General features: G+C 71.9%; 19 protein-coding genes and 3 pseudogenes. 17 read left to right on the forward strand and 5 right to left on the reverse strand.

Annotated features, from left to right (window positions below):
• Positions 1–14 precede the first annotated feature (14 nt).
• From IPJ17_15660 to IPJ17_15670, 3 genes and pseudogenes are all read left to right on the forward strand, one after another.
• A complete protein-coding gene (locus tag IPJ17_15660; protein QQR72914.1) occupies positions 15–548 on the forward strand; it encodes an isochorismatase family protein in 534 nt (177 codons plus the stop codon).
• 4 nt (positions 549–552) lie between these two features.
• Positions 553–1,611 (forward strand): YncE family protein, encoded by a 1,059-nt coding sequence (locus tag IPJ17_15665; GenBank protein ID QQR72915.1) that lies wholly within the window; start codon positions 553–555, stop codon positions 1,609–1,611.
• Between the two features lie 772 nt (positions 1,612–2,383).
• A pseudogene (locus IPJ17_15670) lies at positions 2,384–2,818 on the forward strand (hypothetical protein).
• Here IPJ17_15670 and IPJ17_15675 read toward each other — a convergent pair.
• Positions 2,755–2,964 carry a hypothetical protein gene (locus IPJ17_15675; protein ID QQR72916.1) on the reverse strand — a complete coding sequence of 70 codons (210 nt, stop codon included), beginning with the start codon at positions 2,962–2,964 and terminating at the stop codon, positions 2,755–2,757. The pseudogene IPJ17_15670 and the gene IPJ17_15675 sit on opposite strands and share 64 nt — an antisense overlap.
• Positions 2,965–3,080: 116 nt before the next feature.
• Between IPJ17_15675 and IPJ17_15680 the strand changes: the two genes are divergently transcribed.
• The 5 genes and pseudogenes from IPJ17_15680 (at position 3,081) to IPJ17_15700 (ending at position 11,086) form a co-directional block, all read left to right on the forward strand.
• Complete coding sequence (locus IPJ17_15680) at positions 3,081–5,678, forward strand: hypothetical protein (GenBank protein QQR72917.1); 2,598 nt, start codon at positions 3,081–3,083, stop codon at positions 5,676–5,678.
• A pseudogene (locus IPJ17_15685) lies at positions 5,675–6,733 on the forward strand (dockerin type I repeat-containing protein). Before IPJ17_15680 ends, IPJ17_15685 begins: the two are co-directional and overlap by 4 nt.
• Before the next feature lie 641 nt (positions 6,734–7,374).
• A complete protein-coding gene (locus IPJ17_15690) occupies positions 7,375–8,073 on the forward strand; it encodes a hypothetical protein (GenBank protein QQR72918.1) in 699 nt (232 codons plus the stop codon).
• Between the two features lie 65 nt (positions 8,074–8,138).
• Positions 8,139–10,352: a S8 family serine peptidase gene (locus IPJ17_15695; protein ID QQR72919.1), complete on the forward strand. Its 2,214-nt coding sequence runs from the start codon at positions 8,139–8,141 to the stop codon at positions 10,350–10,352.
• A gap of 155 nt (positions 10,353–10,507) precedes the next feature.
• On the forward strand, positions 10,508–11,086 hold the full coding sequence (locus tag IPJ17_15700) for a hypothetical protein (GenBank protein QQR72920.1): 579 nt from the start codon (positions 10,508–10,510) through the stop codon (positions 11,084–11,086).
• Positions 11,087–11,162: 76 nt separating this feature from the next.
• Here the strand turns inward: IPJ17_15700 and IPJ17_15705 are convergent, their stop codons facing one another.
• Entirely contained in the window at positions 11,163–13,025 is a 1,863-nt protein-coding gene (locus IPJ17_15705; GenBank protein ID QQR72921.1) for a thermonuclease family protein, read from the reverse strand.
• Between the two features lie 108 nt (positions 13,026–13,133).
• Positions 13,134–14,459 carry a hypothetical protein gene (locus IPJ17_15710; GenBank protein QQR72922.1) on the reverse strand — a complete coding sequence of 442 codons (1,326 nt, stop codon included), beginning with the start codon at positions 14,457–14,459 and terminating at the stop codon, positions 13,134–13,136.
• 169 nt (positions 14,460–14,628) lie between these two features.
• On the opposite strand from IPJ17_15710, the gene IPJ17_15715 reads away from it, so the two are divergent.
• Complete coding sequence (locus IPJ17_15715) at positions 14,629–15,186, forward strand: hypothetical protein (GenBank protein QQR72923.1); 558 nt, start codon at positions 14,629–14,631, stop codon at positions 15,184–15,186.
• Here the strand turns inward: IPJ17_15715 and IPJ17_15720 are convergent.
• Positions 15,149–15,832, reverse strand: a complete 684-nt coding sequence (locus IPJ17_15720) for a class I SAM-dependent methyltransferase (protein QQR72924.1) — start codon at positions 15,830–15,832, stop codon at positions 15,149–15,151. The genes IPJ17_15715 and IPJ17_15720 overlap by 38 nt on opposite strands.
• Before the next feature lie 226 nt (positions 15,833–16,058).
• On the opposite strand from IPJ17_15720, the gene IPJ17_15725 reads away from it, so the two are divergent.
• The 4 genes and pseudogenes from IPJ17_15725 (at position 16,059) to IPJ17_15740 (ending at position 22,249) form a co-directional block, all read left to right on the forward strand.
• Positions 16,059–16,400: a cupin domain-containing protein gene (locus tag IPJ17_15725; protein ID QQR72925.1), complete on the forward strand. Its 342-nt coding sequence runs from the start codon at positions 16,059–16,061 to the stop codon at positions 16,398–16,400.
• 229 nt (positions 16,401–16,629) lie between these two features.
• Complete coding sequence (locus tag IPJ17_15730; GenBank protein ID QQR72926.1) at positions 16,630–18,408, forward strand: hypothetical protein; 1,779 nt, start codon at positions 16,630–16,632, stop codon at positions 18,406–18,408.
• Entirely contained in the window at positions 18,405–19,328 is a 924-nt protein-coding gene (locus tag IPJ17_15735) for an alpha/beta hydrolase (protein ID QQR72927.1), read from the forward strand. The genes IPJ17_15730 and IPJ17_15735 overlap by 4 nt, the downstream gene beginning before the upstream one ends.
• A gap of 453 nt (positions 19,329–19,781) precedes the next feature.
• Positions 19,782–22,249, forward strand: a pseudogene (locus tag IPJ17_15740) (TonB-dependent receptor).
• 121 nt (positions 22,250–22,370) lie between these two features.
• Here the strand turns inward: IPJ17_15740 and IPJ17_15745 are convergent.
• Positions 22,371–22,847 carry an ester cyclase gene (locus IPJ17_15745; GenBank protein ID QQR72928.1) on the reverse strand — a complete coding sequence of 159 codons (477 nt, stop codon included), beginning with the start codon at positions 22,845–22,847 and terminating at the stop codon, positions 22,371–22,373.
• Positions 22,848–23,123: 276 nt separating this feature from the next.
• Here IPJ17_15745 and IPJ17_15750 point away from each other — a divergent pair, with 276 nt between their 5' ends.
• From IPJ17_15750 to IPJ17_15765, 4 genes are all read left to right on the forward strand, one after another.
• Entirely contained in the window at positions 23,124–23,402 is a 279-nt protein-coding gene (locus tag IPJ17_15750; GenBank protein ID QQR72929.1) for a hypothetical protein, read from the forward strand.
• Complete coding sequence (locus IPJ17_15755; protein QQR72930.1) at positions 23,392–23,646, forward strand: toxin HicA; 255 nt, start codon at positions 23,392–23,394, stop codon at positions 23,644–23,646. Before IPJ17_15750 ends, IPJ17_15755 begins: the two co-directional genes overlap by 11 nt.
• Positions 23,646–24,095: a toxin-antitoxin system HicB family antitoxin gene (locus IPJ17_15760; GenBank protein ID QQR72931.1), complete on the forward strand. Its 450-nt coding sequence runs from the start codon at positions 23,646–23,648 to the stop codon at positions 24,093–24,095. The genes IPJ17_15755 and IPJ17_15760 overlap by 1 nt, the downstream gene beginning before the upstream one ends.
• Positions 24,096–24,844: 749 nt before the next feature.
• Positions 24,845–26,131 (forward strand): hypothetical protein, encoded by a 1,287-nt coding sequence (locus tag IPJ17_15765; GenBank protein QQR72932.1) that lies wholly within the window; start codon positions 24,845–24,847, stop codon positions 26,129–26,131.
• Positions 26,132–26,153 lie beyond the last annotated feature (22 nt).

A 26,153-nucleotide genomic window follows, 5' to 3' on the forward strand; every position in this document is an offset into this window, starting at 1 on the left:
GCTATCATCCGCGCATGCCGCTCGACCGCCGAGGGACGGTGCTGCTGATCGTCGACTTGCAGGAAGGACTGCTGCCGGTGATCGCCGGCGGCGAGCGGATCCTGGCCGAAGCGATCGCACTGGCGCGCGCGGCGCGAGCGCTCGGCGTGCCGATGCTCGTCACGACGCGCGACGCCGCCCGGCTCGGCGCGACGCACCCGGCGCTCCTCGCCGAGTCGCCGGCCGGCGCAGCGATCGACCGGATGTCGTTCAGCAGCTTCGGGTCCCGTGAGCTCGTCGGCCGCCTGCGGCAATGGCCGGCGCGGCGGCAGCTCCTCGTCTGCGGCACGGAGAGCCACGTCTGCGTCGTGGCCACGGTCCTCGGGGCACGCCGCCGTGGCTACGACATCGTCGTCGCCCGCGATGCCGTGGGGTCGATCGCCGAGGAGAATCGACAGCGCGGCCTGCGCCGCATGGCGCGCGCCGGCGCGACCCTCACCTCCACCGTCGCGATCCTCGCCGAGCTCGCGGCGGATCCAACGCCCCTCGAGGCCCAACCCGGGAGTTGAACCGATGCGCCACCTCCGCCTCCTCGCCGTCACCGGATCGGTGCTCGTCGCCTGGACGCTCGCCGGCTCGCCGCTCGGCGCCGCGACCCTCGTCGTCGCCAACAAGTCGGAGGCCACCGTCTCGCTCGTCGATCTCGCCAGCCGAGCCGTGCGCGCTACGCTGCCGACCGCCGCGGGACCGCACGAGGTCGCCGTTTCGCCCGACGGTCGCACGGCCATCGTCAGCGGCTACGGCCCGCGCGGCACGGCCGGCAGCACGCTCTCCGTCGTCGATCTTCCGGCGCGCCGAATCGCTCGGACGATCCAGCTCGCTCCCTACTCGCGGCCACACGGAATCGCCTGGACGGCTGACGGTCGCCGCCTGCTGGTCACCGCCGAAGCCGATCGCGCGCTCCTCGTCGTCGACCCGGAACGGGCAATCGTCGAACGTGCCCTGCTCACCGGCGCCGAGCTCTCGCACATGGTCGTCGCCAGCCCGGACGGCCGTCGCGCCTACGTCGCCAACATCGGCTCGGGCTCGGTGACCGTCTTCGACCTGACCACCGGCCAGCGCCTCGCGGAGGTGCGGACCGGTCCCGGGGCGGAGGGGATCGCCCTCACCCGCGACGCCGCCGAGCTCTGGGTCGCCAATCGCGAGGCCGACTCGATCACCGTCGTCGACACGACGACCCTCGCTCCGCGGACCACCCTCTCCGCCCCGGCCTTTCCGATCCGCCTCGCGGCGACACCGGACGGACGTTCCATGCTCGTGACCTGTGCCAAGAGCGGCGACCTCGCCGTCTTCTCGGTGGCGGAGCATCGGCTGACGAGGCGCGTGCCGTTGCCGGCCACCCCGGCGGCCTCCGCCGATCACTTCGCCGGAGACCGCTTCGGCACGAGCTCCGTGCCGGTGGGCCTGGTCATCGACGCGGAGGGTCGTCGCGCCTACGTCGCCCACTCGAACGCCGACCTGATCTCGGTCGTCGACCTCACGACGTGGAGCAAGATCCTCGACTTGCGCGCCGGCCGCGAACCGGACGGTCTCGGGCTTTCTCCCTGGGTCCTCGGCGCGACCGCGAAGTAGGACGAATCGCCTTCGCGGTCTCCGTTCGCGGCGACTGACCGGCGAACGCCGCCGCTCCGCCTTGACATTGGCGGAAATCGGCGTAGAAAAGTCCTCGAGGCCCCCACTGCCGAGCTGCAGCCCTGGGGACCCTGAGGAGGGGTCGCACGCTCGTGCTCACCCTCGATCCGTCGGGTCCTTCCCATCCCCGCAGGAGGTCGCCATGACCCACTCCTGGACGCCACCGGCTTGCCGGTGCGCACTCGCCCTGCTCTTCGCCCTCGCCGCCACCGCCGGGGCGCAGCCGGCCACCCTGACCGTCACCAGCCTCGCCGACAGCGGGACGGGCACGCTGCGCGAGGCGATCGCTCTCGCCAACGCCGACGGACGTCCGACGATCATCGGCTTCGCCGCCGGGCTCTCGGGCGGCACCGTTGCGCTCGCGTCGCCCCTGCCCGGGCTGAGCGAGAACGGCACGACGATCGACGGCGACCTCGACGCCGATTGCGAGCCCGAGATCGCCCTCGACGGGTCGGGCCTCGGCGACGGCAATCCGCTCTCGATCCACTCCTCCGGCAACCACCTGCGTGGGCTCGCCTTCTTCGGCTTTCCCGGCTGCAACCACGGCGGCGACCTCCTGCTGGAGGGGGCTGGGACCTCCGGCAACCTCGTCGAGTGCAATTGGATCGGTCTCGACCTCGCCGGCACCGCGCACGGCGGTCACTGCTTCGGCGTAAAGATCGAGAATGGCGCGAGCGACAACACGATCGGCCCGGGCAACCGGATCACCGCCATGGGAGGCGACGGGATCCGCGTCGAAGAGCACGCCAACGGCGGGTACCCCGATTTCGCCGCGCTCACGCCGGACCGCGTCGAGGTCGTCACCCCGATCGACCTGACCGACGACTGCTCGTTCTTCCGCCGGCGCGGCGGTGCGACCTTCTTCGACAACGGCGGCCACCCGTTCACCGAGAACATCGGTCTCCGCCTCACCGGCACGCTGGCGATCGCCAGCGCCGGGACCTACACCTTCGCCCTGCCGAGCGTCGACGACCAGGCGCGGCTCCGCGTCGACGGCAACGTGCTGATCGACTGGCTCGGAGGCGGCACGCCGACGCCGGTGTCACTCGCCCTCACCGCGGCGCCCCACACGATCCGCCTCGACTACCAGGAGGGCGGCGGCGCGGCGAATCTCAAGCTCGTCGTCAGCGGTCCCGGCGCGACCGCACTCTCCACCGACGGCAACACCGGCGGTTGCGCCGGCGGACAGGTCGGACTCTGCGGCGAGCTCTTCCAGCTTCGCGTGCCGAGCGAACGCAACCGCATCACCCGCAACGCCGTGTGGAGCAACGGCGGACAGGGGATCGGCTTCAACTGCTGCTGCGGCCCGACCGCGAACGACGCCGGCGACCTCGACCTCGGCCCGAACACCGTGCTGAACAAGCCCGTTCTCACCGGCGTCGGTTGGGCCGGTGCCCCGGACACCTACCGTGTCAGCGGCAGCGCCCCGGCGGGATCGCTCGTCGAGCTGTTCATCGCCGAAGGAGCCTCCCGACCTCTTCGGCGAGCCGAAGGCGTTCCTCGCCGACGGCACCGCGTCGAGCGGCGGCGCGTTCACCGTCGACTTCGTCTCCGCTCCGGAGACGACGATCCCGCGTCTCACCGCCACCGCCACCGACGCGCTCGGCAACACCTCCGAGGCAGCGGCCAACCTCGTCTTCCTCAACGGAGCCGACGCGGTCGCGGTCGGGAGCGGTGCGGCCGGATTCCCGGGCCAGTCGGTCCCGGTGCCGATCTTCGTCCGCGATCTCCTGCACTCCCCGCTCGGCCTCGACCGCGCCGCCGGGCTCCACATCCAGGGGCTCCTCTTCAAGGTCGTGTGGTCCCCCGCCGCCGCGGTGGCGAGCGCCCACTTCGAGCGCGCCGGAATCACCCAGGCGCTTTCCGGCTTCGAGAACAACACGCAGTCGGGCAACAGCGCGAGCTGGGTGGCTTCGTTCGACGAGAGCACGAACGCCGTCCCGTTCTCTCTCGACGGTCCCGCCCCCGGCGACCTGGTCGCCCACCTGGTGCTCGACCTGGCCCCCGACGCCGAGCCGGGGACGCTGACCCTGACCCTCGACCCGGTGACCGCCCTGTCGAACCAGGCCGGCACCGTCGAAGAGACCCTGGCACTCGGCACGTTGACGCTTGCCGGCGGCTCGTTCACCGTCGCTTCGAACGCGGCGCGCGGGCTCTACGCCGCACCCCAGTCCGCTTCCTCGATCCGGTTGACCTGGAGCGATCCGAACCTCGCCGAGACCGGCTTCCGCGTCGAACGCACGAGCGACGGCGTGACCTGGAGCCCGGTCGGCACCGCCGGGCCGAACGACACCGCCTTCCTCGACGCGAGCGGCCTGCTGCCGGCCACCGCCTACGGCTACCGTCTGGTGACCCTCCTGCCCGCCGACAGCCACCGCTCGAATCTCGCGGTCGCCACCACCTTCCCCGCTGCGGCAGTGACCGTCTGTCCGACCCGCCTCAGTCCACCGCGCGGCTGGGCGCGCTATCCGTCGGTCGCCTGGAACGGCAGCTCGTGGGCGGTCGCCTGGCAGGGACGCGAGAGCGCCTTCCAGGACCAGGTCTGGTTCCAGCGCTTCGCCGCCGCCGACCTCGCCCCGGTCGGCTCGCCCGTTGCGGTGAGTGCGAGCGAGTTCGGCGCCTTCACGCCGACGATCGTCTGGAACGGCTCGCGCTACGGCGTCGTCTGGCAGGACTACCTCGTCGACCAGCCGGGCGGGCGGTTCGCCTCCAGCGACTTCTTCGCCCTGCTCGACGTCGACGGCACGAAGCTGCGCGGCGACCTCCGTCTCACCTCGGCCGAGACGCAGCACCCGTTCGACTCCAACCTCCCGCCGATGCTCGCCTGGGACGGCACGCACTGGGGCTTCTTCAACCTCGAAATGGTGAGCCCGCCGATGCTCGATCTGGTCTATCGCCGGCTCGATGCCGACGGCGATGTCGTCGTCGGGCCGGTCGCCGTCCTCCAACCCGCAGCGGCGCACGTCGCCGACGTGGTCGCGGCCTGGAACGCGACGACCGGCGAGTACGGCCTCGCCTGGTGGGAGGCCCGCGACACGACGATGACCGGCTACTTCCAGCGCCTCGACGAGGCGAGTGGAACCCTGCTCGGCAGCCGCACGACGCTCGACGACTACCCCTCCGCCATCGGCACCTACCGCTTCGACGTCGTCGCCGACGGGGCCGGCTGGGCCGTGGCGTGGACCGACGTCGACGCGCTCTCGGGCGACACCGCCACGCGCCTGCAGCGTTTCGCCGCGAACGGCGACCCGCTCGGCCCCACGGTGCGCGTCTCCGACGATCCGGCGACCGATTGGGGCGATCCCCTGCTTCAACGCGAGCCCGGCGGCGGCTTCTCGCTCTTCGTCGAGTGCGACTCGCCGAACGAGATCTGTCGCCTGCGCACCGACGCCGCCGGTGCGCGCCTCGGCGACCTCGAGGCGATCACGCCGCACGACGGACGGGCCGACCTGGTGGCCTATGCCGACGTCGCCGGCAACGGCAGCGACTTCCTGGTCGCCGCCACCGATCAGACGACGGGCACGCTCGAGATCGCCGGCATCCGGGTCGACGCCACCGGCAGCAGCGCCGCAGACCCTCCCGTCGCCCTCACCACGGGGCACCTTGCCGGTACCGGCACGGGAACCGTCGGGCCGGGCAATGCGACCGTCGCTCCGCTCGGTGCCGGCTTCGTCGCCACCTGGACCGACGCAGCGACCGGGAGGCTCGCAGGTCCAGGCGCGGCTCTGGGACGGCACCGGAGCCTCCCGTGTCCGTTCCTTCGCCGCTCACCTCGACCTCGGCCAACGGCAAGCCGGCGATGTTCGCGTTCGGCGACTTCTTCGCCGTCGCCTGGCGGCAGGCCGGGAGCAACGACCTGCGCTATGGCACCTGGAGCGCCACCGGCACGCCGCGCGGCGCCGAGCTCTCCGTCTCGACGACACCCGGCTATCGCGCTGGCGTGGCGATCGGCTTCTCCGGCGAGGAGGTCGCTCTGGTCTGGCCCCGCAACGGCGCCAACGGCATGACCTTCCTGCGTCTCGACAGCGACGGCACGCTCCAGGCGCCGGAGGTCAACGTACCCGCCGGCGTGGTCGCGGCGCCGCCGATCCTGCAATGGGTGGGCAGCGGCTGGGTGCTCGTCTGGCGCGGCAGCGACAACAACCTCTACTACCGGCTGCTCGCCCCGGACGGCAGCTCGCTCACCGCCAACGTTGCGCTCACGGCCGCGACTCAGGCCGACGACCCGACGTCGAATTTCCAGATGCTCTGGACCGGCGATCAGCTCGCCTTCGCCTGGTCGGAGCAGCGCAGCCTCGATCCGCCGCTCGAGGAGGTCTACTTCACCCGACTGAACCTCGACGGCAGCAAGGTCTTCCCCGAGGTGCCGGTGGTGAGCACCTCGCTGCGCGACCTCGTCCTCGGCCTCTACTGGACGCCCGCCGACGGTCGCTATCACCTGCTCCATCTCGCCGGGCAGGAGGCCGGCGTGCGCGAGATCACGGTACAGCCGAATGGAACCGTCGATCCCGGAGCGAGCTTCTGGACCTATCGCGGCAGCGGGGTGATGGCCTGGAACGGCGTCACGCTCGGCATGCTCCCGAGCCTCGCCGCCTCGCTCTACTTCCAGACCAGCGCCTGTCGCAGCGGAGATCTCACGCCGCCGCCTTGTCCGACGCTGGCCGCCGCCTCGGTGGGCCGCAAGGTGCGACTGACCTGGAACGCCGTCACCGACCCGCAGTCGGGCCTCTTCCGCTACCACCTCCACCGCGATGGCGCGATGCTCGCCGAGATCGCCGCCGACACCACCCAGTTCGACGACGGCGGGGCGTTCACCGGGACGACCCCGTCCTACGAGCTGCGCGCCTTCGATGGGGCCTATCGCGAATCGACGGGGTGTACCACGCTCGCCTTCTCCACCGTGCGCGGCGACGCGAACGGCAACGGCAGCCTCGACGTCTCCGACGTCTTCTTCCTCATCAACTACTTCCTGGCGAGCGGCCCGCCGCCGCGGGGCGACGCCGACGCCAACGGCAGCGGCGGCGTGACCACGGCCGACATCTTCTACCTCATCAACTACTTCTATGCCGGCGGACCGGCCCCGGCGTGGAGTGGCGAGAGTCGCGAGAGCGTCGCCGGGGCCGCGCTCGCCGTGAAGGCGACCGGCGCGCCGGAGGTCGCGAGGACAGAGCCCACGAGCACCGAGCGGCGGGCGCGACCGGTGCTGACCCTCGGCAAGAGCAAGGCCCGGGCCGGGGCGACGATCCGCGTGCCCCTCGTCCTCGCCGACGTCGACGGCAGCCCGCTCGGCAACGACCGGCCCCCGGGCGAGCGGTTGCAGGCCCTGGGCTTCGGCGTGCGCGTCGTCCCGGCCAACGCCGCGGCCCACGTCGAGCTCCGCCGCGCCGGTCGCCTCGCCCTCGCGTCGCCGCTCTTCGAGTCGGCACCGGTGGCCGAGGGCGGCGCCGGGCTCGTCGCGGTCTTCGACGAGATCGCGACCCCGCTCGCATGGAGCTCGCCGGCGGGTCGGGGGCGATCCGAGGGCGATCTCGTCGCCGAGATCGTCCTCACGCTCTCGGCCGCTGCGGCCGAGGCCCCCGGCGGGCGCGTCGAGCTGCGCCTCGATCCGGGGACGACGCTGCTCTCGAATCAGTCCGGCACGACGACCGAGTCGGCGACGAACGGCTGGCTCCGCCTCGTCGACGGCGCCGTCGAGGTCCGCCCGTGACGCCGGACGCTCCCGGTTCGGGGTCGCTCGCGCGGGTGCGCCACGTCCCCCGCGCGATCGTCGCGCTCCTCCTCGCCGCGGCAGCCGTTCCCGCCGCGGCGGAGGACGAGCTCTCGGCCGGCGCCGGACGAGGCCTTGCGGGACGGAGCGCCGAGATCGCGCTCTCGGTGCGCGATCGCGCCGGCACGCTGCTCGACGAGGGTGACGGCGCCGGGTTCGAGATCCAGGGCTTCGCGGTGCGCATCGAGTACCCGGCCGCGTCGGTCACCTCGTGCGACTTCGTCCAGGCCGGCGTCACGCTCGGCAAGGCGACGCTGATGAGCTCGGTCGGTCGCGGCGCCGGCTACTGCTACGTCCTCTTCGCCTTCGCCCAGGACCAGGCGCCGCTCACCTTCCGCCTCGATCGCGCCGCACCCGGCGATCTCGTCGGCAACTTCCGCCTCGGCCTCGCCGCGGGCCTGGCGCTCGGCGAGAGCTTTGCGGTGACGCTCGTCGCCGCCACGGCCCTGCTCGACAACGGCGAGGGGACCCTCTCCGAGAGCGTTGCCAACGGTCATCTCGTTCTCGTCGCCGGCTCCGTGACGGTGAGCCGGGCCATCCTCGCCGACGCCTTCGAGAGCGGTACTCTGGCCGGCTGGTCCGAGCTGCGGGGGAGCCCGGCCGAGATCGACGCGGAGCACCGCGACGCGGTCTGAGGCAGGCCGGCGAGGGCCCGCGAACCGCTTCGCCGGCGCGCCGACCGCGGCGTTAGACTTCGCGGGTGAGCCCCCGATTCCGTCTCGCCGTGCTCCTGCTCGGAGCCACGGCCGCCTCCTCCACGCTCTCCGCCGTCGCCGCCACCACCCCACCGCCACCCCTCCATCTCGCCGCCGCAGGGGACGCGGCCGTGCGTGAGACGGCGAGCGCCGTCGGCGCCTTGGCCGACAGCGACCGCGCGCCGTTCCGCTACCGCCTCGTCCAGTTCGCCCAGCCGCCCGGCCGACTCGAACGGGAGCGCGTCGCGGCGCTCGGCACGATCCTCGGCTACGTCCCCGACCACGCCTTCCTCGTCCGCCTCGACGACCGCGTCGAGACTCCCGACGCCGCCGCGCTTGGCGCGCTCTGGATCGGCGGATACCCGAGCGCGCTGCGCGTTTCGCCGGCAGCCCTCGCCCTCGCGCGAGGGGCACGAGCCGACGACGCGACGCGGCGCTGGGTGATCCTCGAGCCCGACCCGGTCGCCGAGCCTGCCGCGGTCGGCCGCCGCCTTCTCTCGCTCACCGGCGCTCGCAGCGGACCCGTGCAGATCACCGGCGAAGCCCGCGGCGCCGAGCAGGGTCGCCTCGGGCTGCTGCTGCCCGATCGCGCGCTCGCGACGCTCGTCGCCCACCTCGACGCGTTGCCGGAGGTCCTCTGGCTCGATCTCGAGCCGGCCCGCCGGCTCCTCAACGACACCACCGCCTGGGTCGGCCAGAGCGGGCTCGCCGGCGGGCAGGCCACGCCGCTCTACACCGCCGGCATCACCGGCGCCGGCCAGATCGTCGCCGTGCTCGACACCGGCATCGACCCGAACATGTGCTTCTTCCGCGAGACGAGCGGCGCACTGCCGCCGACCAACGCCTGCGACGGTGGCACGGGGATCGACGGCAGCCGCGGCAAGCTCCTGGCCGTCGACTTCCTGTGGAGCAACGAGTGCAGCGGCGGCATCGGCAACTCGGAGTGGGACACACAGGGTCACGGCACTCATGTCGCTGGCACGGTGGCTGGCGACAACCTGGGCAACGGCACGCGGAACACAGCCGACGGCATGGCACCGGGCGCCCGCCTAGTGATCCAGGACGGTGGTTACGCGGTCGACAACTGCGCCGATCTGCCCGGCATCGGCTGCCCGGTCGTCGACCTGAAACCGATCTTCCAGCAGACCTACGACCAGGGGGCGCGGATCCACTCGAACAGCTGGGGCGACAACGAGAACGCCGTCGTGCAGAACAACTACACGGCGGCGAGCCGCGACGTCGACCAGTTCATGTGGGAGCACCCCGAGTTCCTGCTCGTCTTCGCGGCCGGCAACTCCGGACCCGGCAACAACACCGTCAGCTCACCCTCGACGGCGAAGAACGGCCTCTCGGTCGGCGCAACGCTCCGTTCGACGAGCGCCGGCTCGATGGCGTCATTCTCCTCCTGCGGCTGGACCGACGACCAGCGCTACAAGCCCGACCTCACCGTGCCGGGCAGCTCGATCGTCTCGGCCGCCAACGACCTCAACGCCGGCAACGCCAACTGCGGCACGACCTCGATGAGCGGCACCAGCATGGCGACACCCGGCGCCGCCGGCTTCGCCGCGCTGGTGCGGCAGTACTACGCCGACGGCTTCTACCCGAGCGGCACGGCGACACCGGCCGACGGCTTCTCGCCGACCGCGGCGCTGGTCAAGGCGACGATGCTCGCTTCGACCGTCGCCATGGAGAGCGTCGCCACCCCGCCGCCGTCGCGCTGTCAGGGTTGGGGGCGGATCAAGCTCGACGACGCCCTCGCTCTCGGCACCGAGTCTCGGCGCCTGCTGGCGCGCGACGATCGCGACGGACCGGCAGCCACCGGCGAACGACGCGTCGCCACCTTCCGCGTGCTCGACGCGAGCGAGCCGTTGCGCGCCACGCTCGCCTGGACCGATCGTCCCTCGACGCCGGCCGCCTCGGTGCACCTCGTCTCCGACCTCGACCTCGAGCTGCTCGGCCCCGACGGCACCTTCCTCGGCAACGTCTGGAGCGGCGGCGCCTCGACCGCCGGAGGGAGCGCCGACCGCCGCAACAGCGTCGAGCAGGCGCGACGGCTCGCCCCCACGCCGGGGCTCTGGGCCGCGCGGGTGCGCGCCTTCGCGCTGCCGCTCGGCGCCCAACCGTTCGCCCTCGTCGTCGCCGGCGCGATCGCCCCGTGCATCCACTGCGACGAGCTCGAGCTCGACGGCCTCGGCCTCTGGACCTACGCCTGGCCGTAGCCGTCCACAAGCAAGAGGCAACAGGGGACAGATGAGACGAGGGGGGCTGGCCCCCTCATCTCATCTGTCCCTATCTCTCCCCCGCCGCCGGAGTGGAAACGTTGCGCCCGGCGAGCGTGACCGGAGCGGCGAGGAAGGCGGGCTAGACTTCGCCCATGTTCGAATCGATCCTCGCCGTCGGCTCCCAGGGCGACTTCTCGCAGCGCATTGCCGAGTGGCAGACCTTCTACGCCGCCTTCGCCGGGGTCGCCGCCACGCTTGCCGGACTGCTTTTCGTCAGCCTCTCGCTGAACATGGACCGGCTGCTCGACCGCCGTCACGCCGCGACGCGCGAGCTCGCCTTCCACGCCTTCACCAACTTCCTCTACCTCGTCCTCTTCGCGCTGATCTTCCTCATTCCGCGACAGAAGCCGCTCGGCGTCGGCATCCCGCTCCTCGTGCTCGGCGGCATGGCCCTCGCTCAGACCCTCTCGGCCCGCCGCCGCGCCATCGCCGCCGGCGCAAGAGGGGCCACCCACCTGCGTCTCTTCCGCCTTTCGCTGATCGTCTACAGCACGATCCTCGTCGCCTCGCTGCTCGCCCTGCGCGGCGCCGTGCTCGTCCTCCACCTGCTCGTCGGCCTGATGATCTGGCTCCTCGCCTGGGCCGGCCGTCTCGCCTGGGACCTCCTGCTCGCCTTCCGCGAAGAGACCGCCGACCCGGACGGATCGAACGACGCCGCCGGCGCGCCCTGAGCGACTCGCCAACCGAGCTCGACCGACCCGCAGCGCCGTTCCCCGGCCACCATCACGCCGGGAAGCCTCGACCGGCTCAGGGCGACTTGCGACTCCAGCGCGTCGTGAGGCCGGTCTCGAAGCCGTCGGAAAAGACGACGCCGAGGGCCGAGAGACGGTCGGTGTAGGCGTCGAACTGGTTGCTGCCATCCGGGTTGTTGCCGGTGGAATTCGAGCTGTCACCCCACGCCGGGTGAACCACGCCGTCGACGAACGCCAATCCCGTGTAGTCGCCGAAGTCCATCGGCGAACCGGACGGGGAGATCGAAGCTCCGTCGCTCACGGCGATGCTGCGCGAGAACGTCGGCGTCGTCGTGCTCGAGCTGGCGGTGGCGCAGTACATCACGGCCGCGTTGTTGCTTGCCGAGCCCCGTGCGTCGTGCCAGCAGACGCCGATGTTGCCGGTCGTCGGGTCGGTGGCGATCTTCGGAAGGAACTGGCTCCGCGTCGTCGTGTCGTCGTCGACGCGGATTGCCGCGCTCCAGGTGGTCGCGTTGTCGTCCGAGTAGCGCAGCATGATGTTGGTGTCGTTGTTCTCGTTCGTCGGCTCTTCGGTGTACACGAGATAGAGCCGCCCGAAGTGCGGGCTCGACGGGAAGGCGTCGTAGGCCAGACCCGCTTCGGCATCGACGGACCGGTTCGGCTGCGCCGGAATGAAGTCGAACCCCCCGACATTCGTCGTCGTCGCCGTGGCGATGGCTCCAAAGCCGCCGACCCCGAGCCCGTCGGCGTCGACGTTCGTTCTCACGTTCGCCGGCCCTTGGCCGCCGGTCGGCACCTCGCAGACCTGGACGACCACGCCGGTCGGCGAGACGGCGATGTCGCCGAAGCTGCAGCCGGAGGTCGAGGGCGCGGTCTGCACGGCGCCGAAGGCACCCACCGACCCGAGGCCGGTGACCAACGCGCCACGGGCGACCATCGACCCGCTCGAGTTCCAGACCACCCAGACGTGCGCATCGGTGCCGACGCTCGACACCACCACCGTCGGCTGGTCGACGCTGCCGGAGAAGCTCGCGATCTGGGTGAAGGTCTGACCGCCGTCGGTCGACAGCAGGGTGACGACCGCGTTCACGGCCGAGTTGATGTAGGTGACGAAGAGGTTGCCGAAGCGGTCCCAGGCGAGCGTCGGGTCGCAACAGGCGGTCGCCCCCTGCCCGGCGTCGCCGTCGGCGATCCGCTTGTCGGTGGGGTCGGGGTAGGTCCACGTCTCCCCGCCGTCGACGCTGCGCGCCGCGAACAGCGCGTCGACGTTGGTGTTGCAGGCCTGGAAGAGCCGCTGTGGATTCGACGGGTCCTGCGCCATCGCGCATTCGTTGTCGATGCCGGCCAACTGGCTCGCGTTCTGGTCGCTGCTGCCCGACTGCTCGACGGCTTCGGTCGCTTCGGAGGTTCCGACGTCGCCGGCGCTCGCGCCCTTCTCCTCCGGCACTGTTCCGCCGTGCAACCAGAGTCCGCGGTGGGCCTCCCTTCCTTCGCGCTCGGCGGCGACGAGATCGTCGAGGCGACCGTCACCGTGTGCTTTGTAGTGGGCTCCCGCCGCGCGCCGCGCGAGGCCGTTGCGCAGCAGTGCGAGCCCGACATCCTCGCCGTCGACGAGCAGCATGGCCTCCATCTCGTCGCCGTCGATGCGACGCTCGATGCGTGCTCGGACCTGCTTGCCGCGGACCTTGCCCTCGACGAACAGCCGAGCCTCGAGAGCGAACGGCGCCTGAGCGACCGGCGCGTCGATTCCCCGCAGCCGCAGGACATACGTTCCCGCACCGTGATCGAGCAGCAGGAGGTTGGCCTCCCGAACCTCGAGCACCTTGCCGTAGACACTCTTTGCCTCGGCGGGCGAGGCCGCCAAGGCGGTGCCGACCAGCAGGCACAGCAACAGGACACGCAGCGAGCGTTGGGCCATCGCGGAAGCTCCCTGAGAATGCGGGCGAGGCCGCACGAGCCACGACCGGGTTGAAGGTCGGACGCTACCGAAAATCCGGGGAAATACCCAAACGCCCGGCCTCCGGACCTACGGCGCCCCCCAGGTCGAGAGGTCGCCGGTCTCGAGGTCGTCGGCCAGGAGGAGGCCGGCGTCGTCGAGGAGGACGGCGGCCTGGTGGGCGCCGAGGGTGAGCGCCGTGACGGTCGAGAAGCTCAGCGACCCGGGTGCCAGGCCGTTGGCCGGCACGGCGCCGCCGCCGATCGGGAGAACGCGGTCGACGCTGCCACCGAGGTCGAAAGTGCGGCTCGTCGTGCCGGGGTTCACGTAGACGCGGCCGTGCAGGTAGCGCCGGGTGTAGACGCTGCGCGTCGTGTCGTAGAGGCCGGCGATCGTCGCCGGCAGCGGGTCGACGGCACGGCCGAGGAAGATCGCGTATTCCGGGAACCACTCCGGATCGAGCCCGGTGTCGAGGTTGACGTAGAAGCGGCTCCCCTTGACCAGCAGGTACGAGCCGAGGACGAACATCCGCTCGCCGACATCGGCCTCGTTCGGATAGGTCTGGGCGATCAGGATCTTCCCGGCCGACGAGAGCGGCAGGATGCGGTTCATCTGCAAGACCCAGTCGCTGGTGTCGAAGTAGCTCCCGCCGCCCCACTCGGCGAACCCCTCGATCATCGCCCCGTCGACGTTGCTCCAGTCCGACGGGTCGCGCGAGGTGATCATCGCGCCGAGGTTCGGCAGCCACTTCCAGCCGCCGGAGGCGAGCGTCGTCTTCATGTAGTCGGTGAAGGCGTGCTCGCGCGCCGCCCAGGCGGACTCGAAGGTCGGGTCGACGTCGGGCAGGCAGGGGCTCCAGTCGCAACCGCCGAAGTAGTTCGGCACGCTGTAGCTGTCGGCGAAGACGGCGTCGTCCTCGTTGTCGAGGAGTTGCTGGACCACCTGCGCACTCCACCAGGCGCGCCAGGTCGTCGAGTCGAGGTCGGCGAGGTAGTGCCCGTTCGAACAGGAGAAGACGCGCTGCCCCCCCTGGTGGAAGAACCAGGACTCGACGACGCTCGCATCGCCCGGCCACTCCTGCACCCAACTGTCGCCGTGCACGATCTGCAGCATCGCTCCGGTCGGCGCGCAGCCCGCAGGGTAGGAGTGACCGAGCGCCTGCCCGAGGCGGTAGTGCAACACCAGGAAGCCGGGGTTGTAGGTGCGAAAGTGCCGGGCCTCGGCGCGCCGCACCTTCTGCGTGCCGACGTAGTGCGTCGCGGCGAAGCTGACCTGGGCCTCGGTCATCGACGAGGGGGTGAGCTGGTCGTTGAGTACGCGGATGCGCGACACCGTGGACGGAAACGAGCGCTGCGCGCGCGTCGTCGTCGCCGCGGCGAGAAGAAGCAAAAGGCCGACTCCGAGACTCTTCTTCATGCGCCGAGCGTAGGCTCGAAGCGTCCGCCTCGCAAGCGGCCCACTCACAAGAGGGCCGGCGAGGACCCTTCTTTCTTCCGAAACGCCGTGCTAGCTTCTCGTCGCGATCCCGCGTTGCACCGTTCACGTCGCGACAGCCGTCCCGGCCGTCGCCTCCCGAGGAGGTTCCATGGTCTCGCTCGCGTCGCTCTGGCTCCCCATCCTGCTTTCGGCAATCGGCGTCTTCGTCGTCAGCTCGATCCTCCACATGGTGCTGCCGCTCCACCGCGGCGACTACCACAAGCTGCCGAACGAAGCCGAAACGCTCGAGGTGCTCGGCCGCAATACGCTGGCCCCGGGCATCTACCAGCTACCGTTCTGCACCATGGAGGGGATGAAGTCGCCGGATACGGTCGCCAAGTTCGAGAAGGGCCCCGTCGGCACGCTGACCATCGTGCCGAGCGGTCGGCCGGCGATGGGCAAGTACCTCGGCACCTGGCTCGTCTACTGCCTCGTCGTCGGCTTCTTCACCGCCTACCTCGCGGCGCACACGGTGGCCGCCGGGGCGCACTATCTCGCCGTCTTCCGCGTCGTCGGCGCCTGCGCCTTCATGGCCTACGGTCTCGGCCAGGTCGTCGATTCGATCTGGCGCGGTCAGCCGTGGGGGGTGACGTTCAAGCACGTCGCCGACGGCCTGATCTACTCGCTCGTCACCGCCGGCTTCTTCGGCTGGCTGTGGCCGCGCTGACCGGCGCCTTCGTTCCCTCCGCCGGCCGCGCGACGCCGCGGTAGTTGAACGCCGCCGGTCGCAGCGCGCTCAGGTAGGCCGTTTCGAGCTCGTCGAGGGCGAAGCCCGCGGCCGCGACGAGCGCTGCGATCGGCCGGCCGAGGTGGCAGCCACCCGCCGCGCGGGTCCAGAGCGGATCGAGGCGCTGCTGCCAGCGCCGCACCGTCGCGTCCGGCGCCTCGCCGTGCTCGCAGAAGAGCAACCGTCCGCCGGGCCGGAGCACGCGCTTCACCTCGGCGAGCGCGCGGCTCGCCTCCGGCACGGTGCAGAGGGTGTAGGTCGACACGACGCTGTCGACGCTCGCGTCGGCGAGCGGAATCTCCTCCGCCGAGGCCACGACCGTCTCGACCGTCACGGCGGCCCGAGCGATCGCCGGCTGCGCCAGATCCCACATCGCCTCCGACGGCTCGAGGCCGATCAGCCGCGTCACCGCCTCGGGCCGGTAGAAGGCGAGGTTGTGCCCCGACCCGAAGCCGATCTCCAGCACCTCGCCCGTCGCTCGCGGCACGACGAGGCGCCGTTGCTCGGCCGCACGCGTCGATCCACAGACGACGTGGACGAGGTGCGGCAGCAGGTGACGCTCGTAGAGCGAGCGCGCAGAGGCCATCGCCGGGAGCGTACCAGGGGTGCACGAGAGCAAAGACGGAAGCAAACCGCCACTCCGACTCGCCCGATCCGCAGAGCGCGCGGCGCTCGACCTGATCCAGGTCATGGCGCCGCCGGGCCCGCAGGGCTATCGTCGTTGCCGGCTCGAACCTGGCGAGCGTGCAGCTCGCCGGCGGACGCGCCAGACATCCGACGCTCGCGGCTGCGCCTGACGCGGAGACCCCACGATGTCCCAGACTCCTCCACACCTTGCTCCCGCCGAGGCCCTCCGGCTCGCCTCGCTCGTCACCCCGACGCCGCAGGGCATCGCCAGCCGGGTCCTCGCCAAGACCGGAGGCGGCAACCTGACGCTCTTCGCGTTCGACGCCGGCCAGGGACTCTCGGAGCACACCGCGCCGTTCGACGCCCTGGTGCTCGTGCTCGACGGCGCCCTCGAACTCACCATCGGCGGCACCGCCGTCCGCGCCACTCCCGGGACGGTCGTGCGCATGCCGGCCGGCGTACCGCACGCCCTCGACGCCACCGAGCCGACCCGCATGCTCCTCGTCATGCTGCGCGAAGCCGCCTGAGCCGCCGGAGCGGCCCCTCGACCTTCGCCCACCGTTCCCTTCCCTCCGCGGCACCGAGCCACGGGATCCTGCGCGTCGCCGCGTCGACCACCCCAGGTCGGCAGCGGGTGTGAGACGATCGCCGCGCTGTCCATCGAGGTGACGGGCCGGCCGCTCGCGAGAGGTCGTGCGTCGCGGGCGTCCGCTCCGCCGGGGCGAGCCGCGCGAAGCGCGAGCGGAGGACCGCGAGGTGAAACGAGCGGGGGTCTTCATCGGCGTCGGCAGGGCGAAGGGGTTGCCACCGCTCGCCGACGCGATCGAAGCGGCCGAGCGCCTCGCCGCCTGGGCGGTGCGGAGCCAGAAGATCGACGCCGCGGCGATCGCCACGCTCACCGATCGACACGAGCCGGTCACCTTCGCCCGCGTCTTCTCCGCCGTCGAGTCGCTCCTCGCCGGCGACCCCGAACAGCTCTTCGTCTACTTTTCCGGGCACGGCCTCTACGTCCACGGCAGCGAGGTCTGGCTCCTCTCGGCGGCGGCGCGCAACCCGAACGAGGCGGTCCATCTCGCCGGCAGCGTCGAGAAGGCGCGCTACGGCGCGGTGCGCCACGTCGTCTTCTTCTCCGACGCCTGCCGCACCGCCGCGACGAGCGTGGCCCATCAGGGGCTGCGCCCCGGCGAGCTCTTCGCCGCGCCCGCCGGCGGCGTGCCGAGCCGCGCCGTCGACCAGTTCTTCGCCACGCTGCTCGGCGAGCCGGCGCTCGAAGTACGAGCACCCGGGGAGCCCCACGCCCCGTACCGCGCCGTCTACTCCGCCGTCCTTCTCGAGGCGCTCGAAGGGCGCTTTCGCGACGCCGTCGAGGAGATCGTCCCGGGCGAAGGCGAGCCGTATCACGCGGTCTTCCCCTGGCCGCTCGCCGACACGCTCGCCGCGCGGGTTCCGGCGCGACTCACCGAGGCCGGGCTGCCGCTGACGCTCGAGCAGACCCCCGACGCGATCATCACCTCGCGCCGGCGCTGGATCTCGCGACTCGCCACGCTTCCGCGCGCCGCCGCGGCGCGCCGGGCACGCAAGGGCACCGCGGCCTCCGCTGAACCTCCGAGCGCCCCGGCGGTCGCGCGTGCCTTCTTCGCCGACGCCTTGAGCGGAGAGTCGAGTGGAGCGTCGGGCCAGCCCGCACCGCAGCCCGCACCCCAGCCGGCCCGCCGCCGTCGACCGCCGCGGCCGGAGGTCGACGCGGCGGCGCGGCTGGCGCGGGCGCTCCGCGCCGAAGCCCTCGCCCTCGCCGCGGACGAGCGCGCCTGGCCACTCGCGGCGAGCGCCGGCGTGCGGGTGCACGGCGCGCGTCTCGCCGGCGCCCGGCTCGCCGACGGCCTCGCCCTGCGCCGTCGCCCGGGCGGGAGCTTCGCGCCGCTCCCGCCGTCGCTCGCCGCCCCGACCCTGGCGCTCGTGCGCGTCGACACCGGGCACGGCGCCCTCGTGCCGGTCTTCCCCGGCCGCACCACCGAGCTCGTCTTCGACGGGTGCGTGCTCGCCTCGTTCGCCGTCAGCGCTCCCGCCCGTCGAGCCGCATCGACCCCGCTCGACACGCAGCGCGACCTGCGCGCCGCCGCGTCCGTGCTGGCTCGCCGCGGGCTCCTGCGACTCGACGACGCGACCTCCACCGCGCTCGCCTCCCGTCTCGCCGCGGCCGATCCGCTCGACCCGGCGCTCGCGCTGCTCGCCGCCTACGCCTGGCACGAGCGCGGCGAGGAGGAACGCGTCGCCGCGATCGCGGTGCGCCTGCGCGCGCTCGGCGGCGCGAGCCTCGTCGATCTCGCGCTGCTCGACGGCGGGCCCCTCGCCGACCCGTTCCCCGGCGTGCCGCTGGCGAGCGCCGGCTGGGCGCTTCTTGGCGCTCGCGGCCGGGAGCTGCCGACCGTGCTCGCGGCGCTCACCCGACACCGCTTGCCGTCGCCGTGGACGGTCGTCGACCGGCGCGGCGCCGCGCTCGTCGATCGCGCCTTTCGCGCCAGGAGACCCCGATGAACCGCAAGCTCGTCTTCGTCCATGGTCGCGCGCAGCAGGGCAAGGACCCGGCCGCGCTCAAGGGTGAGTGGCTCGAGGCCCTCGGCGAGGGGTTGCGCCGGATCGGCGTCGACCGCCTGCCGATCGACGCCGCCGACGTCGCCTTCCCCTACTACGGCGATACCTTGCGCGACCTCGACCACGGCGTCGCCCCGGACGCATCCGCCCCGGTCGTCGTCCGCGGTCTCGCCGCCGGCGCGCCGGACGAGGCGTTCCTCGCCGCGGTGGTCGAGCAGGCAGGTCGCGCCGCCGGCCTCGACGAGGACGCCGTCGCGGCCTGTCTCGAACCGGGAGCCGGCTCTCGGGCGACGACCCGCACCCGCGGGCCGCTCAACTGGGAGTGGACGCAGGCGCTCTTGGCCGCCCTCGACCGCTACGTCCCCTTCGCCAGCGGCGCGAGCCTCGCCCTCTTCACCCGCGACGTCTACCGCTATCTCCACCAGGCGCGGCTGCGCGAAGCGATCGAGAGCGGCGTCCGCGCCGCCTTCACCGCCGAGCGCGAGATGGTCGTCGTCGCCCACTCGCTCGGCACGATCGTCGCCTACCGCCTCCTGCGCCAGGCCGGCGAGCTCGCCGGCTGGAAGGTGCCGCTCTTCGTCACCCTCGGCTCGCCGCTCGGCATCCAGGAGGTCCGCCGCGAGCTCGCCGACGCCGACACCCTGCGCCTGCCGCGCTGCGCCGGCGCCTGGTTCAACGCCCTCGACGAACGCGACGTCGTCGCCCTCTACCCGCTCGACCCGACGCACTTCCCGCTCGATCCGCCCGCTCCGGCGATCGAGAACTACCGCGGCGTCCGCAACCGCACCGAGAACCGTCACGGCATCGCCGGCTACCTCGACGACCCCGAGGTCGCCCGGCGGATCCACGCGGCGCTCGGCTGAAGCGGAAAGGCTCCGCTCCGCCCTCTGCGGCGCCGTCACCACCAGGGGAAACGAGCGACCCGACCGTCGCGTAGCGACCGCCTGACTCACGCTCAGGCCGCCGGTCTCGTCGAGGCGTTCCTGCGCTTCCCCGTGCAGGAGACCACCCCGGAGGTGATGCGAGCAGCGATCGCCACCTGCGAGCGGCATCGACTCTCCTACCGGGATGCGGCCGTGCTCGAGGCCGCGCGCGCTCGGCTGCGACCTCCTCCTCTCCGAGGACCTCGCCCACGGGCGCAGCGACGACGGCGTTCGCGTCGAAAACCCCTTCCGGACTCGCCCCTGACCCAGGAAGTCCCGTCCTCGGCGCGGGGCCACTCCCCTCACCGCGGACTCGGCGCTGCACGCCCGGCGCCCCCCCGTTGTAGAGTCCGCGCCACCAAACAACTTGCTGTCGAGGGGGGAGGCAACACCATGTCGATCGTGGGCAAGGAGCATCGAATCGTACTCGGAAGAGCGCGGCGGTCGTGGCTCGTCGCGCTCCTGCTGGCACTCGGCGTCGCGCCGCTCGCGCCGGCAGTCGCCCAGGCGCCCGCACCGGCGGCGACGCCGACGCCCGCCCCGCCGGCGGGCACGCCGCACGAGGAGGCGCAGGAGGAGCCGCACGACCACTTCTCCGAGGTGATCGAAGTCGGCAGCCGCAGCACCGAGCGGGTGCGCACCGAAACCCCGGTGCCGGTCGACCTGCTGCCGGTCGCCGAGCTCGCCAACGACGCCGGCCAGCTCGACCTCGGTCAGCTCCTGCAGTTCACCGCCCCGTCGTTCAACTCGAACCGGCAGTCGGGCTCCGACGGCAGCGACCACGTCGACGCCGCGACGCTGCGCGGCCTCGGTCCGGACCAGGTGCTGGTGCTGGTCAACGGCAAGCGGCGCCACACCTCCTCGCTCGTCTACATCTTCGGCACCCGGGCGCGCGGCAACGTCGGCACCGACCTCAACACGATTCCGGTCGCCGCCATCGACCGGATCGAGGTGCTGCGCGACGGCGCCGCGGCGCAGTACGGCTCCGACGCCATCGCCGGCGTGATCAACATCGTCCTGCGCGAAGACACCGGCCTCGACGTGACGCTCGCCGGGGGCGCCTACACCGCCGGCGACGGCGAGATGGGCCAGGCCTCCGTCTACTACGGCCAGGCGGTGGGCAACGGCGGCACGCTCAACCTCACCGCCGAATACCTGTCGCGCGGCGAGACCAATCGCGCCGGCGAAGGCGAGCCCCGCCGCATCGGCGACGCCGAGACGAAGAACGCCACGGCGATGTTCAACCTCGACCTGCCGGTCGGCGAGGGGGGCGCCTTCTACGGCCACGGCGGCTACAACCGGCGCACGGGCGTCGCCGGCGCCTGGTTCCGCGATGGGCTCGGCTCGGACGACATCCCGTCGCGCAACTCGGCGGCGATGTACCCGGCCGGCTTCGTCCCCGACATCGGCACCGACATCGACGACACCGAGCTCTCCTTCGGCTTCCGCCGCCCCTTCGGCGAATGGGTGGCCGATCTCTCGTCGACCTACGGCAGCAACGCGATGGACTACACCATCCGGCACACGCTGAACGCCTCGATCGCGACGCAGAACGGCGGCCTCTCGCCGACCGTCTTCGACGCCGGCGGCTTCCGCTTCACCCAGCACACGACGAACCTCGACCTGACGCGCCACTTCGCCGGCCCCCTGCGCGGCGTCGGGCTCTCGGCCGGGGTCGAGTACCGCCGCGAGACCTACTCGATCGGCGCCGGCGAGCCGGGCTCGTGGGGCGACTTCGACGGCCCGGGCGGCGGCAACGCCGGCTCGCAGGGCTTCCCCGGCTTCCAGCCGGTCGACGAAGTCGACGCCTCGCGCTCGAGCGTCGCCGCCTACGTCGACACCGAGCTCCAGGCCAGCGAGCGGCTCCTCGTCACCCCTCGCGCTGCGCGGCGAGGACTACAGCGACTTCGGCAGCACCTTCAACGGCAAGGTCTCGTTCGGCTACCACGTCGGCGACTTCACGCTGCGCGGCTCGGCCTCGACCGGCTTCCGCGCCCCGTCGCTCCACCAGCGCTACTTCAGCTCGACCTTCACCGACTTCATCGCCGGCGAGGCGGCCGACGTCAAGCTGGCGCCGAACGCGAGCGAGCTCGCCCGCCGGGTCGGCATCCCCGACCTCAAGGAGGAGACCTCGCGCAACTACTCGCTCGGCGGCACCTGGTCCTCGGGCGCCGACGTCGAGCTGACGCTCGACCTCTACCAGATCGACATCGACGACCGCATCGTGCTCACCGGCGGTTTCACCACCGACGACCCGGACATCGGCGCGCTGATCGCGGCGCAGAACCTCGCCGAGGCGCGCTTCTTCACCAACGCGATCGACACCCGCACGCGCGGCATGGACTTCACCCTCGGTCGCCGGATCGAGCCTCGCCGGCGGCAAGCTGAACACCTTCGCGGCGCTCAACTACAACAAGTCAGACGTTCAGCGGATCAACCCGGCTCCCGGCCTCGCGGGCAAGGAGGACGTCTACTTCAACACCCGCGAGCGCTACTTCGTCGAGGGCTCGGCGCCCGAGTGGAAGGGGACCTTCGGCGGCGACTGCCGCCGCGGCCGCTGGTCGACCGGAGCGCGCCTGACCTACTTCGGCGCCGTCGAGTCCGGCACCTGGACGCAGCTCGACGACCCGACCGCCCCGCCGCAGCACTACGCGCCGCGCTGGACCGCCGACGTTGACTTCGGCTTCGAGCTCTCCGCGCGCTTCCGCCTCGTCGTCGGCGGCACGAACATCTTCGACGCCATGCCGACCGAGCAGGACCCGAACGAGACCGAGAACGGCGCCCGCTGGGAGAACATCCAGATGGGCTTCAACGGCGCCGGCTACTTCGCCCGCCTCGCCTACAAGGTGCGGGGGAAGTAGCACCCGGCCCTCCAGCAAAGGGGGACAGGCACCGGTTCCGAGCTCACCCGCTCACCGAATCGGTGCCTGTCCCGGTTTCCACCTGCTTCCACCCACCCCACCCCGGAAGCGCGCGCGGCGCTCAGCTCCCCACCCCACCTCCCGGCGGCACGAAGGTGAATCCGAGCTGCAGCAGCACGCCGGCGGTGTCGTAGTCGACCCACTCTTCGACGATCCGCCCGTCGACGACGCGGTCGATCACCGTCCCCGTGAAGCGCATCGCCCGGCCGGTCGGCGGCAGCCCGCGCAGGTTGCCCGTGTGGGTGCCGTACGCCGTCCAGCGCAGCGCCATCCGGTCGCCCTCGACGATCGGCTCCTCGAGCTCGAAGCGCAGGTCGGGCATGCCCTCGTGGCTCTGCCGGTAGTAGGCCTTGAGCGCCGCGAGCCCGCCGAGGGGCTCCGGCACGCCGCAGTCGTGCACGACGACCGCCGGGTCGTAGATCGCGTCGAGCAGGTCGAGATTCGCGCGGTTGCGCGATTCGAGGTAGCTCGTCGCGATCCGCTCCGCCGTCCTCCGCGTCAGCGGCGCCGCCGCCGTCGCACTCCGTCCTTCCGCCATGGCCCATCCTCCCCAGAGGCATCACCCACCGGCGCCACGGCCCACGGGCGCGGGCCGCGGGGAGAGACCCGCTCTCCGGCCGCCGAATCGCCCGCCGCGGGATGCCTGAGCTCGTCGTCGACATCGATGGTACTCCCGCGGCGCGGCGCGGGCCCCCCTCCTTCCCGGCTCCGGGCAGCGCACGGCGCCCGCCGCCGCAACGACCCATCCGGGTGGCCTCCGCCACCGTCTGCCTGTGCGAGTATCCGGACGCAGCACACGGAACGAGCGACCGCGATGCCCTCGAGCTTCTCGCCCCGCGAGCCCGACGCGACCGGAATGGCCGCTTCGTTCGTCTCCAGCCTGCTCGGCGAGATCCGCGCCGCTCGCTACCCGGCCCAGCTTCCACGCTTGCCCGGCATGCGCGTACAAGCAGATTGGCCGCCATCGAGCGGGGCCGGCATGACGAGCTCGAGACCACCCATCGCATCGCTGCCGATCGGCCACGGCCTGCCGGCAGCCTTGCCCAGCGGTGCCAATAGTGACACCATCCCGGGTGACGGCGATGCCGCGTGACCCCGAGGAGGTGCTCCCGCTGCTGACCAGCGCCCCGGAGACGGTGACCTTCGCGGAGCTCCGCAAGCTCTGCGAACGCTTCTTCGGCCCGCCGCGCTCGTCGGCCTCGAGTCACCTGGTCTTCAAGACCGGCCTGCGGGACCCCGCGCTCGTCAACATCCAGCGCGCCGGCAAGATGGCCAAGCCCTATCCGTGCCGCCAGGTTGCCCGCGCCATCGCCCTGCTGGGGACGGGAGAGGACTGATGAAGAGCTGGGAGCAGTACACCTACCGCGTGACCTTCTCCCCCGAGGACGGCGAGTACCTCGGCCTCTGCGCCGAGCTCTCGGGCCTGAGCTGGCTCGCCCCGACCGCCGAAGCGGCCCTCCGCGGCATCCAGAAGGCCGCGAAGGAGGCCGTCGCCCTCCTCCTCGCCGACGGCGACCAGGTCCCCGAGCCCCTCGCTGCCCGCACCTTCAGCGGCGTCTTCAAGGTCCGCATTCCCCCCGAGGTCCACCGCCAGCTCGCCCGCGAGGCGGCGGAACAGGGGGTTTCGATGAACCGCCTCGTGAGCGCGAAGCTCTCGACGGGGGCCTCCTCTCTCTCGCCCCTGTCACCGAGGCCAAAGCTGAAGAAGCCCACGCGCCCATCGGCACCGTCACCAGACCAGAAGGGTCGAGCTGCGACGGCGCAACCGCACCGGAAGGCAGGCTGATCGGAATCTCCTCGTCAGGGATCGTCCACTCAAGAGACGCCGCACCGTGCTGAACGTGATCCTCGGCGCCGCACTCGCGCTCATCGGCGGCGATCTCTTTCGGCTTCTCGAAGCGCGAGCCCGACGCGACCGGAATGGCCGGTTCGTTCGTCTTGGAAGGTGGGGGGAGGAGGAGGGTCGCCGTGCGGACCGCGGCAATGGCGAACGCACCACCGCTCTCGATGACTTCGTCGACTGCCGCCATGCCGAAACGCTCGGAGCCCTCCCCAGCCACCAACGGTTCCGCTCCCCTCCGCTTCGAAGCCAAGCTCTCGGCGATTGCCGATGCGCCCGCAAGGACATGAGAGCGGCCGAGACCAGGCACGCCGTGCCCGCCGCGCAGCTAGCGCCGATGGACCGTGGGGCCCAGCGATATCGCGCGCTCGCCGACCTAGCGTGCGATGCGGCCGCTACGACTGGCGGTCGAGTGACAGGTCCGACGATAAGGCGAAGAAAGGCGATGCCGACTCGCGCCGGACAGAGCCTCCGCCGCGACCTCTGCAGCCGATCCGCCGAAGCGCCGTGGGCCGAGATCTGCGCCTCGCTTCCCCCTGTCGTCCTGAGCAGAGCGAAGGACCTGGGCGGGGGGCCTTACTCCCTGCTTCGCCACCCGCGGAAGTTCGAATGAGCGAGCGACCAGACACGGAGAGCGGCACGGAGCAGGAGCGAGCCCGAGCCACGCGGTCGAGGTCACGCCCGAGGAGCAACAGATGACGAGACCAAGGTCCACCAAGAGAGCCCCCCTCCTCGCGCTCGCCGCTCTGGCCTGGTGTGCCGGCACCGCGCGTGCGGACGAGCTCGTGCTGACGAGCGGCGAGTCACTGACCGGCAAGGTCCAGGGGGAACGCCTGGCGATCGAGACGCCGCAGGGCCGGATCGAAGCCCCCTTCGAGGCGCTCTCCTCGGTGGAGCTCGACGAGGCGGCCAATGCGCGGGTCACTCTCGTCGACGGCACGGTGATCGAGGGCCGGTGGGTGCAGGCGGAGATCGTCCTGCGCCAGGGTCTGCTCGACCGCGTCGTGCCGGCGCCGTCGATTCGTCGTCTCGTCTGGTCGCCGCCGGCGGTGACGCTGCCCTCCGGCACGCCGGTGCCGCTCGCGCTCGTCCGCTCGGTGAGCTCCGCGGCGAATTCGGCCGGCGACCCGGTCTCGCTCTGCACGACCGAGGAGGTGACGGTGAACGGAAAGGTCGTCATCGCGCGGCACTCTCCGGCCTCCGGCTCGGTGCTCGGCACCGGCGGCGGCTCGAATGTCGGCGGCGGAGGCACTCTGGTGCTGCGAGCGGGCGCCGTGCTGGCGCGCGACGGGAGTTCGATTCCGCTCGCCGGGAACCTCCAGGTCCGCGGCGGTTTCAACGGGGCGAACTGGGGCCTGGCGGGCCTGCTCTCCGAGGGGAGCCCGGCGCTCGCGGCGAGCGGCACGCAGGTCGAAGCGAAGACCGCGAGCGAAGCGGCGATCGGCCTCGCGGCCAGCTCCTTCACCGCCGAGCAGCTCGCCGGCCAGGAGCTGTGCGCCGACTTCTTCCGCTTCAGCGACAGCGCCGAGATCGGGCTCGAGAAGGTGGTGCCGGGCCGCTCCTACGCCCCGGTTCCGCAGCCGCTCAAGCTCTCGCTGCCACTCCTCCCGTTCGCCCCCTTGCTGACCGAGGACGGCAAAGGCACGGTGAAGACCTACGGGACGCGGCCGTTTTCGATCGACGGCGTCGCTCTCGCGTCGTTGACCGTCGAAGCGGTGGGCAAGGGCAAGCGCGGCGCCACATTCAAGATCACGGCGCCCCTCACGGTCCCGGCCTCGTATGACCGCTGGGTTTCGCTCACCATCGAGCTGCTCGCGGGCGAGAAGCAGCTCCAGGTCCTCCGCCTGCAACGGATCGACGCCGAGGAGCGCAAGGTGACGCCGATCGACGCCCGGCTCACGCTTTCGCGTGCGGAAGTCGACGAGCTCCTCGCCGCGCCGAACGCCCGGCTGCGCATCACCATGACGGCGATCGAGAACTGATGGCGACGAACTTCCTGGTCGA

It is taken from the genome of Holophagales bacterium, from assembly GCA_016699405.1.
Lineage (GTDB): Bacteria > Acidobacteriota > Thermoanaerobaculia > Multivoradales > JAGPDF01 > JAAYLR01.

Excerpts from the sequence above, each read along its gene's own strand:
- IPJ17_15660 (QQR72914.1), top strand. The coding sequence starts at position 15 with ATGCCGCTCGACCGCCGAGGGACGGTGCTGCTGATCGTCGACTTGCAG.
- IPJ17_15665 (QQR72915.1), top strand. The coding sequence starts at position 553 with ATGCGCCACCTCCGCCTCCTCGCCGTCACCGGATCGGTGCTCGTCGCC.
- IPJ17_15700 (QQR72920.1), top strand. The coding sequence starts at position 10,508 with ATGTTCGAATCGATCCTCGCCGTCGGCTCCCAGGGCGACTTCTCGCAG.
- IPJ17_15705 (QQR72921.1), bottom strand. The coding sequence starts at position 13,025 with ATGGCCCAACGCTCGCTGCGTGTCCTGTTGCTGTGCCTGCTGGTCGGC.
- IPJ17_15710 (QQR72922.1), bottom strand. The coding sequence starts at position 14,459 with ATGAAGAAGAGTCTCGGAGTCGGCCTTTTGCTTCTTCTCGCCGCGGCG.
- IPJ17_15715 (QQR72923.1), top strand. The coding sequence starts at position 14,629 with ATGGTCTCGCTCGCGTCGCTCTGGCTCCCCATCCTGCTTTCGGCAATC.
- IPJ17_15720 (QQR72924.1), bottom strand. The coding sequence starts at position 15,832 with ATGGCCTCTGCGCGCTCGCTCTACGAGCGTCACCTGCTGCCGCACCTC.
- IPJ17_15725 (QQR72925.1), top strand. The coding sequence starts at position 16,059 with ATGTCCCAGACTCCTCCACACCTTGCTCCCGCCGAGGCCCTCCGGCTC.
- IPJ17_15735 (QQR72927.1), top strand. The coding sequence starts at position 18,405 with ATGAACCGCAAGCTCGTCTTCGTCCATGGTCGCGCGCAGCAGGGCAAG.
- IPJ17_15745 (QQR72928.1), bottom strand. The coding sequence starts at position 22,847 with ATGGCGGAAGGACGGAGTGCGACGGCGGCGGCGCCGCTGACGCGGAGG.
- IPJ17_15750 (QQR72929.1), top strand. The coding sequence starts at position 23,124 with ATGCCCTCGAGCTTCTCGCCCCGCGAGCCCGACGCGACCGGAATGGCC.
- IPJ17_15755 (QQR72930.1), top strand. The coding sequence starts at position 23,392 with ATGCCGCGTGACCCCGAGGAGGTGCTCCCGCTGCTGACCAGCGCCCCG.
- IPJ17_15760 (QQR72931.1), top strand. The coding sequence starts at position 23,646 with ATGAAGAGCTGGGAGCAGTACACCTACCGCGTGACCTTCTCCCCCGAG.
- IPJ17_15765 (QQR72932.1), top strand. The coding sequence starts at position 24,845 with ATGACGAGACCAAGGTCCACCAAGAGAGCCCCCCTCCTCGCGCTCGCC.